The organism is Acinetobacter sp. SCLZS86, from assembly GCF_021560715.1.
In the GTDB taxonomy this organism is placed as follows: Bacteria; Pseudomonadota; Gammaproteobacteria; order Pseudomonadales; family Moraxellaceae; genus Acinetobacter; species Acinetobacter towneri_A.
The window spans coordinates 2,512,237-2,527,764 of record NZ_CP090864.1; the positions used below are offsets into that span (position 1 = coordinate 2,512,237).

Below are 15,528 nucleotides of genomic sequence, written 5' to 3' on the forward strand. Positions count from 1 at the left end.
TAAATTAATAGATATCTTTCCCTCAATATTCTAAAGGTATTTAAACATCAGCATTCAAAGTCAGATAGGTATTTTCCCATCGATTGCCTGAGAATGATCCTTCAACCAATTGGACATAGCGACCATGCACCTGATCTATCGCAATACAATCATCCACTTCTAATACCCGATCGGTATGTTGTTTTTGCCAGTGCTGGGCAAAATAGGCTTTACCACGCTGTTTTGCCACCATTGGGTTTTGCGCCACCACCAGTACATAACGATGCAACTCACCAAATTCACGTGGGTCATATCCACCTAAATTAATTAAATACAGTCGGTTTTCTGCCTGATTCGGCTGCGCATCGGTAAATTTTAAATAGTAGGATTTGCCTTCGAACTCAACACCGTTAATTTGCGCCCATGCATCAATATGCAAACCTTTCGGCTCTGCAAACCAAGCCTGCTTGAGTTGAGGATAGGTCTGTTCTAAAGAATCTCCTACCGCGATTACCACATCATGCACTTCGGTATTGGCTCGCGCATGACGCCCACCTAACATGACGATAAATAAACTGGGCATATCCGACTCCTACGCAAATATCCTAAGCTTGATCGCTTTTATAGTTGATGATTTTTAAGCTTGATCATTTAAAGTAGCGAGAATTTTTTAATTCTCCAAATAAAAAATCGTGCCGAATTGCTTCAGCACGATTGAATTGAAATACAGCATGCTTTATTTCAAGCAGCTTGCGATTTACATATCCACCATTTCCACACCATCAATGCGGGCAACAGTCATTAAGTCTTTATCACCACGACCTGAAACAGTCGCAATAATGATTTGGTCTTTATCCATCGTTGGTGCAAGCTTGCTCACATAAGCCATAGCATGCGAGCTTTCTAAAGCAGGAATAATCCCTTCAATACGGGTTAGGTCACGGAAACCTTGCAAAGCTTCTTGGTCATTGATTGGCACATAATCCACACGATGCATATCTTTCAGGAAGCTGTGCTCAGGCCCTACACCCGGATAATCCAGACCAGCAGAAATCGAATGGGTTTCAATAATCTGGCCTTGCGCATCCGACATTAAATAAGTACGGTTACCGTGCAATACGCCTACGTGTCCTGCATTCAATGGCGCAGAGTGCTTGCCTGTTTCAATACCTAAACCTGCAGCTTCAACACCGTACATTTTCACTTCGGCATCGTTCAGGAATGGATAGAACAAGCCCATCGCATTAGAGCCACCACCGACACAAGCCACAAGTGCGTCAGGTAAACGACCTGCCTGCTCTTGAATTTGACGACGCGCTTCACGGCCAATAATGGACTGGAAATCACGCACCAGTTGCGGATATGGGTGTGGACCAGCCACAGTTCCGATCACATAATAGGTTGAATCGACATTGGTGACCCAGTCACGCATCGCTTCGTTCATGGCATCTTTTAAAGTTTTAGAGCCACTTTCTACCGGTACGACAGTTGCACCCAGCAAACGCATCCGGTAAACATTCATGGCTTGGCGCTTCACATCTTCCGCACCCATGAACACCACACATTCTAAGCCTAAACGAGCGGCAATGGTCGCGGTTGCTACACCGTGCTGACCTGCACCTGTTTCGGCAATAATGCGTTTTTTACCAGACAGTTTTGCCAACAGTGCCTGACCAATGGTGTTATTCACTTTATGTGAGCCAGTATGGTTCAAATCTTCACGTTTTAAGTAAATTTGCGCACCACCCAACTCTTTTGACCATCGCTCAGCATAATACAAAGGACTAGGACGACCTACATAGTAGGCGAGATCGCGGTCGAATTCTGCCAAAAACTGCGGATCATCTTTCATGCGGAAATACAGTTTTTCTAAATCTTGTAAAGCCGCCATCAGCGTTTCTGACACAAAACGTCCGCCATGGATCCCAAAATGCCCTTTTGCATCTGGGAATTGGGTATAGTCAATCACTGAGTTATTGTGATTTGTACTTTGCTGATCCACGTTGGACTCCTTGCATGAAGTTTTCTATGAGTTGTTGGTCTTTAATACCTTTTGCAGACTCCACTCCGCCACTGACATCAACAGCATAGGCTTGAGTCGTCTGAATTGCATCTTCAATATTTTCAGGGTTTAAACCACCCGCCAAAATTAAAGGAATATCGAGTTTGGGGAATTTTGACCAGTCAAAACTGTGTCCTGTACCACCTTTCAACTCAGGATGCCACGCGTCTAATAATACTGCGCTTGCACCTGCTTGTTGATAGCTTTTTATTGCATCCAACACATTTAAATCGGGTTTGACCTGAATGGCTTTGTACCATCGACGTCCAACTTGCTCTGCTATTTGCAGACATTGCAACGGTGTTTCATCGCCATGAAACTGCAGAATATCTAAAGGTACTTGTTTCAATACAGCGGCAATTTCTTCTGCCGTTGCATTGACAAATAAACCGACCACTTGCACATAAGCGGGAATGTTTTGCAGCAAGCATTGTGCTTGTTCAATGTTCACATGGCGCGGACTTGGAGGATAAAACACCAAGCCTATTGCATCTGCACCCGCATGTACCACACTGTTTATATCTTGAATTCGCGTGATTCCGCAAATTTTGGTACGGGTACGCATCGTTTTGCACTCTAATCCTGATTTTCAATCTTCATTTTGCTGATCTTGCTGTGCGTGACTTTTAAATTGTCTGTTCACACTCACAAAATCATATATTAGGGCGAATCATTGTAATGCAATTTTCAGGGGTTGAGTGCAATTTCAGCATCTTTTCACCTCTAAATGAAATAACCCTGAATAATTATCAGGGTCGTTTATTTTAACTTTATTTTTTTAACTTTATTTCATCGCATAGCGTTTTTAACTTTATTTCATCGCATAGCGTAAAGTTATCCAAGCAGCACGACCATCTTGATTGAACAATGTTCCATTGGTATAACTAGTGTAATATTCTTTATCAAACATATTTGTTAATTTTGTTTGAATCGAAAATTCAGGCGTCGCCTGATAAGTTATACGGGCATCCACAGTTGCAAATGCACCTAATTCCATTGTGTTTTCTGCACTGGCAAAACGTTTATCTTCAGCATGTATAGAAGATCCAATAGTCCATTTATCCAATGTATAGTCTGCAGAAAAATTAAATAATTGCTTAGCTCTCAAAAGCAATTGTTTTCCTTGGTTGACTGTAGACTCATTCTTTGGATCTTGATATGTATAATTCATAGACCAATTAAAATTATTTATTTGTTGCATCAACGAAAATTCAACACCTTTAATTTTAGCTTTTTCGACATTACTTGGTACCCAACGATACGGATCACTTGCTATTGGTGCTTCAGCCCATGCAATCATATTATCGATTTCATTATGAAAACCATTTAGCTCCCAATTGACACTATTCATTTGACCTTTTAAACCAATTTCATAGTTTTGAGACTCTTCTGGTACAAGATTTGGGCTTTCACTACCTGGCCAATATAAATCGTTAAATGTTGGTGCCTTAAAAGCTGTGCCATAACTAAGATAACTTTGTACCGCATCATTAAAACGATACCCTAAAGTTGCGTTACCAGTTGTGTGAGAACCAAATTGCTCATTATCATCTAAACGAATTGCACCTTGTACATCAAAAACACCAAATGAGCCTAAGTATTGTGTGAAATAAGCTTTATTGTCTCTCTCTTTCACAGCATAGGTTTTGCTTCCAGAAACTTCATCTTTCTGATAATCCATACCTAACATTAGAGTATTTGATGTATTAAAATTTAATGTATTTAGCCAAGACAAACTATCTCGCTGCGTATTGATCACTGCTGGAGTTGCGTCACGATTATCGGACTTATCTTCTGAACGACCTAATTTTAGTTGTGTAGTCCATGCATCGAATGGCTTATAAGTTGCACCCAAACTGTAAACATTTTGCTCTATTTGGGTATGTACATTTGTTGCATCAGTATAATTTGGACTCCATCTGCTATCATAACTGTCATATTCAGACTCCCCATTTACAACCAATACACTCGCATCTACCGTCAATTGATCAGTGAATTTATGCCCCATGCGCAAAGATGCAGATTTATTTTCATACCCATCTTTATCCAAGTCATTCGGTTCATTCAGTGTTGTTGAGTTAAAACCTTGAGTTTTTACTCCAGCAAGACTTAAAGTCGCCCAAGTTCGATCTTGCTTGATATTTATCCCAACATTGCCTTGATAAGTTTCATGTGAGCCATAACCTAATGATGCAAATGGCGTAACACCGTCCCGTGAACCTTTACGGGTATAAATTTGAATCACACCGCCAATAGCTTCAGAACCATATAAACTTGAGCGCGGCCCACGCAAAACCTCTACACGTTCAATTTGATCAATGGGAAAATGCTCAAAGGACATCTCACCTAATGTAGCCGAGCCTACTTTTTGCCCATCCACCAATACCAACACATGGCGATTATTGGTACCCCGAATTGAAATCCCAGTAACTTTCCCTAAACCACCTTGATTCGTATAGGTGATACCTGGAATAGTTCTTAATAAATCTTGCAAAGATGTAAGTTGCTGACGTTCAATTTCTTCGCGATTAATAACAGTAACTGCAGCCAATGTTTTACTCGTTTCTTGCTCCACAAGGTTCGCAACAGTATTAATTGTCGGTAATATTACTTCTTTCTCGGCAGCCATAGCATTTGAGAGTGGAGATAAAACAAAGAAAGTTCCAAGAAAGGTTCTATAAATTGAATACATGATTTCTTTTCCTAACGCACCGCCCGTGCGAATCAAAAATATGGATAATGCATAAGCGGTTGTAGGAATAAGCACCATAATAAAATTATGCTATCCAGTTATAACGCCCACCGCATTAAATTAGGTCTGCAACAGGCCGGTCTCCGGACTTAAGTTATATAACTATTCACCGTTGCGGGGGCAGTGTTAGCTTCAAATCATAATTTTGACTAACTTCCCAGTTTCACTTTTTTAAAAAGCACCTGAAGCGCCCGAAGAGTAAATTTCAAGCAGTAATAAGTCAAGTTCAAATTCCCTTCTTTACCTCATATTTCTTTTGCTATCTAAATACTTTAGGGTATCAGTCATTAATTTACGAGGAAAAAACATGGGCCACCGTTTAAGCAAAATCTACACTCGCACAGGCGACTCAGGCACAACAGGACTGGGCGATGGCTCACGTGTCGCCAAAGACGATTTACGCATTCATGCACTGGGCGATGTCGATGAACTCAATGCCTGCATTGGCGTATTACGCTCACAAATTACACTTAGCAACATTCCAGATAAAAACACTTGGGAAAAATCGCTCAGTTTGATTCAGCATTGGCTATTCGACTTAGGCGGTGAAGTATGTATCCCGAATTACCACCTTGTGCAACCGCTTGCGATTGAGTATCTAGAACAAGACATTGACCGTATGAATGAAAACTTGCCAATGCTCAAAGAATTTATTCTGCCTGCAGGAACATTGGCATGCAGTTATGCACATCAAGCCCGTGCCGTATGCCGCCGTGCAGAACGCAGTTTAATGACCGTCCACAACCGTGATCAAAATATTCAAACACCGTCTTTGCAATTACTAAACCGACTGTCAGATTGGCTATTTGTGGCATCTCGCAGCTTACAACGTGCCGAAGGCGGCAGCGAAGTGTTATGGCAAAAGAATATCAATGACAGTATTGGTAACTAACATCACACTCTAAAATCGGAAACTAAAATAAAACCCTGATTTTGCATCTAAAAAATCACGTCGGATGCTGCTTGAAATTTCACATCATCCGACCAAAATAAGAGATGTCATCTCTTTGTCACGTCGTACTTGCAAAATGAAAGCAAACTTTCAATTCATGGGCACATTATGCGCATAATTGGTCATCGTGGTGCGCGTGGTGAAGCGCCTGAAAACACACTCGGTGGTTTTGAATATATTCAAAATATTGGCATTCGTGCAGTCGAGTTTGATGTCCGTCAACTCAAAGACAACGCCTTGGTGGTGATACATGATGATCAATTCATTCGCACCACAGGACAAGACAAAGCACTGTATGAATGTAGTCTGGAAGATTTAAACCATTACAATCATGCGGTGATGTGGTCTGATTGGAATAAAGTTGAAACTACTCCCCTACTCAATCAAACCATGACCATTATTCAAAATTTTGATCATATTGAAGTCGAAGTTAAAGCAGTCAACTCGCATGCCGATGCCGAAAAAATTACCCAAAGTTTAGAGCAGCATTTACAGGGTTTTGAACATAACGCTATCATCACCAGTTTTGATACAAAAATTCATTGGGCCTTGCAACAACAAAAATCACGCTTTAAACGTGGTTTATTGGTTGAAGACAATTTGCAATATCAAGCGATTGACCAGGCTTTAGCATTAGGCTGTTGCCAAATTGGTTGGATGAATGAACTCGCAACCAATGCACTCATTCAGGCCACACAACAAGCCCAACTGAATATTAGTGTTTGGACAGTCAACCAAATTGAACGTGCCAAACAACTTAAAGATTTGGGTGTTCAGGGTTTAATTACCGATTATCCTAAACTAATGATGCAACACTTGTAAAGTGCAGGCTAAGCGCATATATATGTTTAAATAACAGATTTTCTGTGCTGGTTTGGCTGTCATACCGCACATTTTCGTAAAAACCTACAAATACCATTATATTCTGTTACCACCCAGTACAATACAACTGTACAATAATGCTGTGATCGTGAATACGCTCATGCTAATATGCGAAAAAATTAATCCCTATAAACTTTAATACTATGATCATTTCCTTCGGGCAGATCATGATTTTATAAAGGATTAAGCGTCCATTTATACCTCCCAAGGTTCTAGGAGTGCTGTTGGAGATGAATGCTCCCTTACCCAAAGCCCCAATCAACTGGATTGCCATCTTTGCACTGGTTTTCTTACCTATTGTTGCAGTGATCGCGATTCCTTGGTATGCGTATTACCATGATTTTAGCTTAGCCGCTTGGATCAGCATGTTTGTATTACTTGGCGTAAGTAGCTTGGGTATTACAGCAGGTTATCACCGCTTATGGGCACACCGTGCTTATGAAGCTACCCTTCCTTTAAAAATTCTTTTAATGATTATGGGAACATTTGCCGTTCAGAACAGTATTCTGTTCTGGGGTTCAGGTCACCGTACCCATCACCGTCATGTCGATGACGTCGAAAAAGACCCATATTCAATTAATAACGGCTTTTGGTATGCGCACATGGGCTGGATGTTACGTGACTATCCTGCCGCAGAGCCAAACTTTAAAAATGCACCAGATTTGTTAAATGACAAGTTGGTGATGTTCCAACACAAATACTATATTCCGCTCGTGATTGCAGTTCACGTTGGTATTTTGGTGCCAATAGGTTGGGCTGTAGGCGATATTTGGGGCGTGTTGTTATTAGGCGGTTTAATGCGTCTGATTTTAAGCCACCATGTTACTTTCTTTATTAACTCACTATGTCATATGTGGGGTTCGCGTCCTTATACTGACGAAAATACCGCGCGTGATAACTTCTGGTTAGCAATTGCCACTTGGGGCGAGGGTTATCATAACTATCACCACATTTTCCAGTACGATTATCGTAATGGCGTAAAATGGTGGCAATATGACCCAACCAAATGGTTAATTTGGACATGCTCAAAGTTGGGCTTAGCGAAAAACTTACGCCGTATTCCAAGCTTTAATATTAAAAAAGCAGAATTGGCGATGCGTTTTAAATATGCAGAGCAAGACTTGGCGGTTTATGGACACAATGTAAATGACGACATTGGCCAAGTTAAAAGCCGTATTTCGCAAGAATATGATGCCTTTACTCAAACTCTGAACGATTGGGCAAAGTTAAAAGAGCAAGAAATTCAGGCGAAAAAAGCATCAGTAGCTGAAAAAATCCACCAAATGGATGACAAACTCAAAGTTGAATTCCAGTTGGTTGAGCAGCGTCTTTCACACCATCGTGAAACCTTGAATTTGCTAATGCGTAACTTGAAAAAAAATCCAGTATCTGAATAAAACTCCTCACTGATGGAATGTGAAAGCCCTGACCTGTTCAGGGCTTTCTGCATTTTAGACTACAGTTTTTAAAGCCTAAGTTTGCTATAGTCAAACTCACTTTGTGCCAAAGCTCTCTCACTATGCAATTTAATCCACGTTATCCGACCCTGCCCGCCCGTCTTTATCATCAACAGCAGCCTTTACCTTTAAAAGGTGCAAAAGCAGGACACTTTAATGCTGCATTGGCAAAAGAACTGCAATGGACAGCCGAAGAACAACAGCAATGGGTTGAAATTTGCAGCGGACAAACCACGTTTAAAGAATTTCCTGCTTTGGCAATGGTCTATGCAGGACATCAATTTGGACAGTGGGCAGGTCAATTGGGAGATGGACGCGGTTTACTCATTGCGCAAGTGCTAGACACACAACAACGTACCATTGACCTGCATTTAAAAGGTGCGGGGGCAACGCCATATTCTCGTATGGGCGATGGACGTGCAGTATTACGTTCCGTGATTCGTGAATATTTGGCGGGACATGCTTTAAATGCGCTGGGTGTGCCATCAAGCAATGCGGTGGGATTTACCTCATCTACTCAAGGTGTACAACGTGAAAAATTAGAACTTGGCGCAATGCTATTACGCACATCAGACTGTCATATTCGCTTGGGTCATTTTGAATGGATCAATCAGTATCAACCTGAGCTGCTACCTGAATTTGTGCAAAAGTGTATTGAATGGCACTATCCAGAATGCTTGGCAGCCGAACAGCCTGTACTCGCCTTTGCTACGCAAGTTATTCAACGTACCGCAGTGATGATTGCCAAATGGCAATTGGTCGGTTTTGCGCATGGGGTGATGAACACCGATAATTTAAATCTCACAGGTTCTACTTTAGATTTCGGCCCGTATGGCTTTATGGAGCGTTTTCGTCCTAACTGGATCAACAATCATTCGGACTATCAAGGACGTTATACTTATCAACAACAACCCAGCGTAGCACACTGGAATTTATGGGTCTGGTTAAATAATTTAATTCCGCTTGAACAAAACCCAGATCAAAAAGAACACTGGAAACAAGCACTGGCAGCATGCTTAGAACATTTTGAACCCACTTTTTTAGAACATTATAAACTCGGTTTATGTGAAAAAATGGGACTGCCAAGCTTCCATAAAGACAGTTTTGACTGCGCAACCAACTTCTTACGTATTTTGCAAAGTGAGCAACTGGATTACACCCAAAGTTTTATCCGTCTACAAAATAAACAATACACAGAAATATTGGATGATTGTTTGGATCGTCGTCAGTGGGAAAGCTTTTTGGCGCAGTATTTACAAATTCGTGAACATCAGGATACCGATGCCTTAGATACTGCTATGCAGCAAGTCAACCCTCATTATATTTTGCGCAATCACATGGCACAAAAGGCGATTGAGCACGCAGAACGTGATGATTTTTCAGAAGTTGAGCGTTTATTTAACTTGCTCAGCCAGCCATATAGCAAACAGCCTGAGTTAGAACAGCCTGAAGATTTAGCACCTTTACCCAGTGATGTGCCAGAAGTGATGGTGAGTTGTTCATCTTAGTGCTATTTTTAAGCAATAGGACGTTTAGAATTCCAGCAAAGTTATACACATTTTCTGTGGAAAAAGCTGTGGTTATCCACAGGATAAACTTTTAAGGTAAAGATGAATGGCACAAACACAGAAATCACTGCATCAACTTGCTGCCAATACCGCAGAAAAATTACCTGAAGTGAGCTTAAGCGAACCTTTTGGCGATGGCTGTTTGGTGCATAAGGTGGTTGATAAAGTGTTTATGCTGAGTCTGTATTTAAATGGTCATGCCATCATCAATCTAAAAGTTCAGCCTGAACATGGCGCCATGCTACGCGATTTTTATCCGTATATCCGTGCAGGTTGGCACATGAACAAACAGCACTGGATTTCAATTTTTGCAGATGAGAATTTAGATGAGCAACTGGTGCAAGATTTGGTATTAAATTCTTATGAACTGGTGGTCGCAAAATTAAAGAAAGTAGAAAGACAACGGATTGAGCTTTTGCGTAGCGCAACTTGAGTCAATAAAAATTTTTTAAAGCTATTTGCTCTGCACTTTTTCAACATAATATCTAACTAAGAAAACAAAAGCGAATCTTCCAAGATTCGCTTTTTCTATACCTGAGACTTACTCTTCAGGATATTCAAAACGATAGCCCACGCCATACACAGCCTGAATCCATTCATGCCGATTCCCTGTTTCTGCTGCGTCAGAAATTTTACGGCGCAAGTTTTTAATGTGGCTATCAATCACACGGTCAGCTACTTCAAAACTGTCAGGGTTAATATGATCTAGCAACTGCGCACGTGAATACACCTGCCCGACATGCTCTAAAAACAATTCCAATAAACGGAATTCGGTTGGGGTCAAATTCAAGGTTTTTTGCTGATACCAAATACGCTGCTGAGCTTTATCCATACGGAATAAATCATTGCTTTCAGGCTCATTTTTACGTTCCAGACGGCGCAAAACCGCTTGCACGCGCGCGACCAATTCTTTTGGACTAAAAGGCTTACAAACATAATCGTCTGCCCCCATGTTTAAACCCAGCACCCGATCAATTTCCTCTGTTCGGGCGGTGACCATAATAATTGGCACATCGGACTGTTCACGTACTTTGCGGCAAATGGTCAAACCGTCCATGCGCGGTACCATCAAATCCAAAATCATCAGGCTTGGTTTACGCTGTAAAAAGCTGTCATAGGCCTCTTGTCCATCATGAAACATACTGACTTCAAAACCAGCAGCTTCTAAATAATCTCGTACCAATTGGGCCAGTTCAATTTCATCTTCAACCAGTAAGATATGTTTCATGCACGATTCCTTAAAGTCTTTCAAGATTTGATTGTTTTGGGAAAACTTAATTTGCAGCGTAAACCACCCAACGGTGAATGAGCAAAACTTAACTCTCCGCCCAATGCTTTGGCAATTTTGACCGATAAAGCCAGACCTAAACCTGTCCCACCTGTGGCGCGTGTACGCGAATCATCGACACGATAAAAACGTTCACCCAAACGCGCCAATTGTTCATCACTTAGGCCAAACGGGCTGTCATCTACATACACGGTCCACTCTGTTGCGCTTTGACTGGTGTGAATATGCACCTGCCCACCTGCTTCGGTATAGCGAATACTGTTACTCAATAAGTTGAGCATAATTTGTTTAAAACGGTCTATATCTAATTGTAATTGCGTGCCTTCACCCGACACGATCAAGTCCAACTGCGCCTGTTCAAATTTCGGCTTAAAGCTTTCAATTTCCTGCTCAATCACTTGCCATGGATCAATGCTCGAGAAATAGCATTTCAGCTGCATGGCTTCAGCTTGCGCTAAGTCCGATAAATCCTGAGTGAGTTTTTTCAGACTGTTGACCTGATGCATCATGGCTGCTAGATGCTCTGGTGTGGCTTTGCGGATACCATCTTGCATGGCTTCAATTTGTGCCTGCAACACCGCCAATGGGGTTTTCAATTCATGCGAAGTATCTGCCACCCACTGACGGCGTGAAGTTTCATGTTGGTGTAAAATCACCGCCAAATGGTTCAGTTCTGTCGATAAATCACCCAATTCATCATTACGATTGACCGTGACCTGATGCTGATAATGGCCTTTGGTTAATTCACGTGTGCCATTTAATAAGCGCTGAATTGGCTTTTTAAAATAGGTCGCTAACAATAAGGCAGCAATCAAACTAGCCAAAATACTTAAGGCATAAACCAATAATAAATAACGAGTTTGCTTACTAAAGAAGTTAATACTTAGCGCATCTTCCTGCTCTAACACAGGTTTTAAACCCAAATACCCCACGATTTTTTCACCGACCATAATTGGACGAAAGGAAATTTGAGTTTCAGCAGGCTCTCCCACTACAAATTGCCGCTGGGCATCATATAAAGATAAGCGTGAACTCAAGCCTAAACGGTCAGGCATCGAAATAAATTGTTTTTTTCCAGATGATTCTGTCGCGTTTTGGTGTCCTTCATTTTTACGATCAGGACGGAAAGCATTCTGATTGGCACTCAAGGGAAACACTAAACCTTCAAATGGCTGAAATTGTGAAGGTAAATTCAGCTCTAACCAGCGAAGTTCTTCCGCATTGGCTTGTCGTTTACCTGGCTCAGGCTCGACTACACTTGAGTTGACATTGGCGAGGGTGTGTTCCTGAAAATAACGCTGCTGCAAAGCAATATCATACTGACGACGCAACCACCACCGCGATAAACGGTCATAATCATCGGGCGCAGCTTCACCTTCAATTTGGAGAATTTGCGCCTGAATGGCATTGCCCCAATCGTGATATACCGCATAGACTTCTGCCAAGTTTTGAGTGAGCAAGTCCAGCTTTTGCATTTCGACATCGGCCACATATTTGCTGAAGTTTCGCTGCATATTGACATGCAATACCCCCAAGCTGACTGTGGTGATCAGCAAGGTCGTCAGCAGCACTGTTAAGAACAGGCGTAATGCGATGGGTATACGGCGAATTTTCAAAAGCGCAATCTCAGCTTTTTTTGTCGATTTTGAGCATTGTAACCAACAGTGCTAGAAAAAACTCTCCATTGTTTCTTCATCTTTATTATTTAATCTTTAATCATCCAAAATCATATGCTCTTGTATGGGGGAGTTTAGAATGAATAAGATGACAAAAATTGCTTTAGCCACTGCCAGCGTTTTATCTGTAGGTGCGTTGACTGCCTGTCAATCCACCCAAGCACCAAAAGATATGAAGCAGTCGCAATATATGCATGGTCATTATCAGAAAGACCGTCACATGACGCCTGAACAACGCAAACAATTTGAAAAAATGCGTACTGAACGTAAACAAGTCATGCAAGACATAAAAAAAGCCTGCGATGGCAAAGCGGTGGGTTCAGCAGTCCAAGTCAAAGCAGGTGAGCAAACACTAGAAGGCACATGTGCGATTACATTTAAACCGAACCGTGATGAAATGAAACGTGGTGAACATCACCCAATGCGTGCCGATAAAGCCGATCGTGGTCAATTCCGTGGCATGCATATGCATCGTGGCGAACCACTAACCGATGCGAAACGTGCTGAGTTAACCCAGCAATACGATCAACGTTTAGCTGAACGTCAAGCGCGTCAACAAGCTGCGACCAAAGCCTGCCAAGGTCAAACCGATGGTAAAGCCGTGCAGCTAAAAGTCGGCACACAAACAATAGATGGCAAATGTATCGTTCACTTCCAGCCTAACGCGCCTGTTTCAGCACCGGATAAGGCTGCTTAAGCCAATCTAAAAAGAATAAATAGATAAAAAGGCGCAAATTGCGCCTTTTTTATTGGACATATCTCTTTACGGTTTTGACTATTTGTATGATTTCAAATTCAGCAAAACTATTTACACTCAAACAACTTAGCCATTTCAAGGTAAAAATCTTTGACTTTACAGTCACCAAGAAATGCCATGCAGATGCTTGTACCGAATTAGAAGATGTTGCACGATTACAACCATTGCAACACGGCATGTCTAATAAGGCATGCGCTGAAATCCATTTAAAATATAACGCTGGTCAAACCAGTATTGAGGAAACCGATATGCCACAATACAAAGCGCCTTTACGTGATATGCAATTTGTTTTGCATGAATTATTAAATGCCGAAGATCACTATTCAAAATTACCTGCATTCCAAGAAAACGTAAGCCGTGAATTGGTTGACCAATATTTGGAAGCTGCAGCAGATTTCTGTGAAAACGAACTTTCTCCAATCAACCAAAGCGGTGACCGTGAAGGATGTACTTGGAATGATGGTGTGGTGACAACACCAACAGGCTTTAAAGAAGCGTATCAAAAATATATCGAACTTGGCTTCCCATCTCTTTCTGCTGAAGAGCAATATGGCGGTCAAGGTCTACCTGTTTCTCTAGGTAACGTGATTTCAGAAATGGTAGGTACAGCAAACTGGGCATGGGGCATGTACCCAGGTCTTTCTCATGGTGCTGTACGTACTTTAGAACACCACGGTTCAGATGAACAAAAAGCCACCTATCTGCCAAAGCTTGTTTCAGGTGAGTGGACGGGTACCATGTGTTTAACCGAATCTCATGCAGGTTCTGACTTGGGTATTATCCGTACCAAAGCTGAGCCACAAGCAGACGGCAGCTATGCAATCTCTGGCGAGAAAATCTTTATCTCTGCTGGTGAACATGACATGGCAGAGAATATCGTGCACATCGTATTGGCACGTTTACCTGGCGCACCTAAAGGTACTAAGGGTATTTCTTTATTTATCGTACCAAAGTTCAACCTGAATGCAGATGGCTCTTTAGGCGAGCGTAATGGTGTACGTTGTGGTTCAATCGAACACAAAATGGGTATTCATGGCAATGCAACTTGCGTCATCAACTTTGATAATGCGAAAGGTTTCTTGATTGGCCCTGAAAACCGTGGTCTAAACTGCATGTTCACGTTCATGAACACTGCACGTATCGGTACAGCGGTACAAGGTCTTGCAGCATCTGAAGGTTCTTTCCAAGGTGCGTTGACTTATGCCAAAGACCGTTTAGCAATGCGCTCACTTTCTGGTCCGAAAGCTCCTGAAAAAGAAGCAGATCCAATTATTGTGCATCCTGCTGTACGCAATATGCTATTGACTCAAAAAGCGTTTGCTGAAGGTGGTCGCGCACTAGTGTATCTGTTGTCTCTACACGCAGATATCGTTGAACAAGGTGCAACTGAAGAAGAACGTAAGTTCTCTGACAACATCTTGTCTTTATTGACGCCTATTGCAAAAGCATTCTTAACTGAAACAGGTTCTGAATCAGCAAAACATGGTGTGCAAGTCTTCGGCGGTCATGGCTTCATTTCTGAGCATGGCATGGAACAAATTGTGCGTGATACACGTATTTCATGCTTGTACGAAGGTACAACTGAAATTCAAGCAATCGATTTGTTAGGTCGTAAAGTTTTGGGTACACAAGGTGCAATGTTGAAAGACTTCACCAAAATCATCCATAAATTTGCAGAAGCCAACAAAGACAACGCAGCAATGCAAGAATTTGTTGAACCGCTCGCAGCGCTCAATAAAGAATGGGGCGATTTGACCATGCAAATTGGTATGCGTGCAATGCAAAACCCTGAGGAAGTAGGTGCTGCAGCAGTAGACTACATGTACTTCTCTGGTTATGTAACACTAGCTTACCTATGGGCACGTATGGCATTGGTCGCTCAAGAAGCACTTGCAGCAGGCACAACCGATGTAGACTTCTACAATGCTAAAGTGACGACTGCACGTTTCTACTTCAAGAAAATCTTGCCACGTGTTCGCTCACACGTAGACGTGATTGCAACAGGTGTAGAGCCACTATTTGCATTAGATGCTGAACACTTTGCTTTCTAAGCGAAAATTGAAACTCGCTAAATATTGAACATATTTAGCGGGATATTCAAAATGTTGTACTCTTGAGTACAGAAATTGAGAAAGGACGGTCATAGCATTGACAG

13 protein-coding genes and 1 riboswitch are annotated in these 15,528 nt (G+C 41.8%); of the genes, 7 read left to right on the top strand and 6 right to left on the bottom strand.

Features of this window, described 5'->3' with window-relative positions:
* Positions 1 to 40 precede the first annotated feature (40 nt).
* The 4 genes from LZP46_RS12045 to LZP46_RS12060 form a co-directional block, all read right to left on the bottom strand.
* Positions 41 to 562, bottom strand: coding sequence for a DUF1543 domain-containing protein (locus LZP46_RS12045; RefSeq protein WP_236093966.1), 522 nt, complete (start codon positions 560 to 562; stop codon positions 41 to 43).
* Positions 563 to 736: 174 nt separating this feature from the next.
* The gene (gene trpB, locus LZP46_RS12050) at positions 737 to 1,981 is read right to left on the bottom strand and encodes a tryptophan synthase subunit beta (protein ID WP_004975067.1); all 1,245 of its coding nucleotides are present in this window, start codon (positions 1,979 to 1,981) and stop codon (positions 737 to 739) included.
* Positions 1,953 to 2,606, bottom strand: a complete 654-nt coding sequence (locus LZP46_RS12055; protein WP_019836282.1) for a phosphoribosylanthranilate isomerase — start codon at positions 2,604 to 2,606, stop codon at positions 1,953 to 1,955. Before LZP46_RS12055 ends, trpB begins: the two co-directional genes overlap by 29 nt.
* 246 nt (positions 2,607 to 2,852) lie before the next feature.
* On the bottom strand, positions 2,853 to 4,811 hold the full coding sequence (locus LZP46_RS12060; RefSeq protein ID WP_236093967.1) for a TonB-dependent receptor domain-containing protein: 1,959 nt from the start codon (positions 4,809 to 4,811) through the stop codon (positions 2,853 to 2,855).
* Positions 4,812 to 4,850: 39 nt separating this feature from the next.
* Positions 4,851 to 4,994: riboswitch (cobalamin riboswitch) on the bottom strand.
* A gap of 106 nt (positions 4,995 to 5,100) precedes the next feature.
* On the opposite strand from LZP46_RS12060, the gene LZP46_RS12065 reads away from it, so the two are divergent.
* From LZP46_RS12065 to LZP46_RS12085, 5 genes are all read left to right on the top strand, one after another.
* On the top strand, positions 5,101 to 5,685 hold the full coding sequence (locus LZP46_RS12065; RefSeq protein WP_236093968.1) for a cob(I)yrinic acid a,c-diamide adenosyltransferase: 585 nt from the start codon (positions 5,101 to 5,103) through the stop codon (positions 5,683 to 5,685).
* Positions 5,686 to 5,853: 168 nt separating this feature from the next.
* Positions 5,854 to 6,567 carry a glycerophosphodiester phosphodiesterase gene (locus LZP46_RS12070; RefSeq protein ID WP_019836279.1) on the top strand — a complete coding sequence of 238 codons (714 nt, stop codon included), beginning with the start codon at positions 5,854 to 5,856 and terminating at the stop codon, positions 6,565 to 6,567.
* Between the two features lie 290 nt (positions 6,568 to 6,857).
* A complete protein-coding gene (locus LZP46_RS12075) occupies positions 6,858 to 8,024 on the top strand; it encodes an acyl-CoA desaturase (protein ID WP_236093969.1) in 1,167 nt (388 codons plus the stop codon).
* A 122-nt stretch (positions 8,025 to 8,146) separates the two neighbouring features.
* The gene (locus LZP46_RS12080; RefSeq protein WP_236093970.1) at positions 8,147 to 9,592 is read left to right on the top strand and encodes a protein adenylyltransferase SelO; all 1,446 of its coding nucleotides are present in this window, start codon (positions 8,147 to 8,149) and stop codon (positions 9,590 to 9,592) included.
* 106 nt (positions 9,593 to 9,698) lie between these two features.
* Positions 9,699 to 10,085, top strand: coding sequence for an MmcQ/YjbR family DNA-binding protein (locus LZP46_RS12085; RefSeq protein ID WP_236093971.1), 387 nt, complete (start codon positions 9,699 to 9,701; stop codon positions 10,083 to 10,085).
* A gap of 108 nt (positions 10,086 to 10,193) precedes the next feature.
* Here LZP46_RS12085 and LZP46_RS12090 read toward each other — a convergent pair whose 3' ends face one another.
* Both LZP46_RS12090 and baeS read right to left on the bottom strand, forming a co-directional pair.
* Positions 10,194 to 10,880, bottom strand: coding sequence for a response regulator (locus tag LZP46_RS12090; RefSeq protein WP_180080088.1), 687 nt, complete (start codon positions 10,878 to 10,880; stop codon positions 10,194 to 10,196).
* Between the two features lie 20 nt (positions 10,881 to 10,900).
* On the bottom strand, positions 10,901 to 12,556 hold the full coding sequence (baeS, locus tag LZP46_RS12095; RefSeq protein ID WP_236093972.1) for a sensor histidine kinase efflux regulator BaeS: 1,656 nt from the start codon (positions 12,554 to 12,556) through the stop codon (positions 10,901 to 10,903).
* Positions 12,557 to 12,695: 139 nt separating this feature from the next.
* Between baeS and LZP46_RS12100 the strand changes: the two genes are divergently transcribed.
* Together LZP46_RS12100 and LZP46_RS12105 are read left to right on the top strand one after the other, a co-directional pair.
* On the top strand, positions 12,696 to 13,313 hold the full coding sequence (locus LZP46_RS12100) for a hypothetical protein (RefSeq protein WP_236093973.1): 618 nt from the start codon (positions 12,696 to 12,698) through the stop codon (positions 13,311 to 13,313).
* 308 nt (positions 13,314 to 13,621) lie between these two features.
* Complete coding sequence (locus LZP46_RS12105; RefSeq protein WP_179990523.1) at positions 13,622 to 15,424, top strand: acyl-CoA dehydrogenase C-terminal domain-containing protein; 1,803 nt, start codon at positions 13,622 to 13,624, stop codon at positions 15,422 to 15,424.
* Positions 15,425 to 15,528 lie beyond the last annotated feature (104 nt).

What these genes read in the sequence shown, in the direction of transcription:
- LZP46_RS12045 (WP_236093966.1), bottom strand. Translation starts at nt 562, where the DNA reads ATGCCCAGTTTATTTATCGTCATGTTAGGTGGGCGTCATGCGCGAGCC.
- LZP46_RS12055 (WP_019836282.1), bottom strand. Translation starts at nt 2,606, where the DNA reads ATGCGTACCCGTACCAAAATTTGCGGAATCACGCGAATTCAAGATATA.
- LZP46_RS12060 (WP_236093967.1), bottom strand. Translation starts at nt 4,811, where the DNA reads ATGGTGCTTATTCCTACAACCGCTTATGCATTATCCATATTTTTGATT.
- LZP46_RS12065 (WP_236093968.1), top strand. Translation starts at nt 5,101, where the DNA reads ATGGGCCACCGTTTAAGCAAAATCTACACTCGCACAGGCGACTCAGGC.
- LZP46_RS12070 (WP_019836279.1), top strand. Translation starts at nt 5,854, where the DNA reads ATGCGCATAATTGGTCATCGTGGTGCGCGTGGTGAAGCGCCTGAAAAC.
- LZP46_RS12075 (WP_236093969.1), top strand. Translation starts at nt 6,858, where the DNA reads ATGAATGCTCCCTTACCCAAAGCCCCAATCAACTGGATTGCCATCTTT.
- LZP46_RS12080 (WP_236093970.1), top strand. Translation starts at nt 8,147, where the DNA reads ATGCAATTTAATCCACGTTATCCGACCCTGCCCGCCCGTCTTTATCAT.
- LZP46_RS12085 (WP_236093971.1), top strand. Translation starts at nt 9,699, where the DNA reads ATGGCACAAACACAGAAATCACTGCATCAACTTGCTGCCAATACCGCA.
- LZP46_RS12090 (WP_180080088.1), bottom strand. Translation starts at nt 10,880, where the DNA reads ATGAAACATATCTTACTGGTTGAAGATGAAATTGAACTGGCCCAATTG.
- LZP46_RS12100 (WP_236093973.1), top strand. Translation starts at nt 12,696, where the DNA reads ATGAATAAGATGACAAAAATTGCTTTAGCCACTGCCAGCGTTTTATCT.
- LZP46_RS12105 (WP_179990523.1), top strand. Translation starts at nt 13,622, where the DNA reads ATGCCACAATACAAAGCGCCTTTACGTGATATGCAATTTGTTTTGCAT.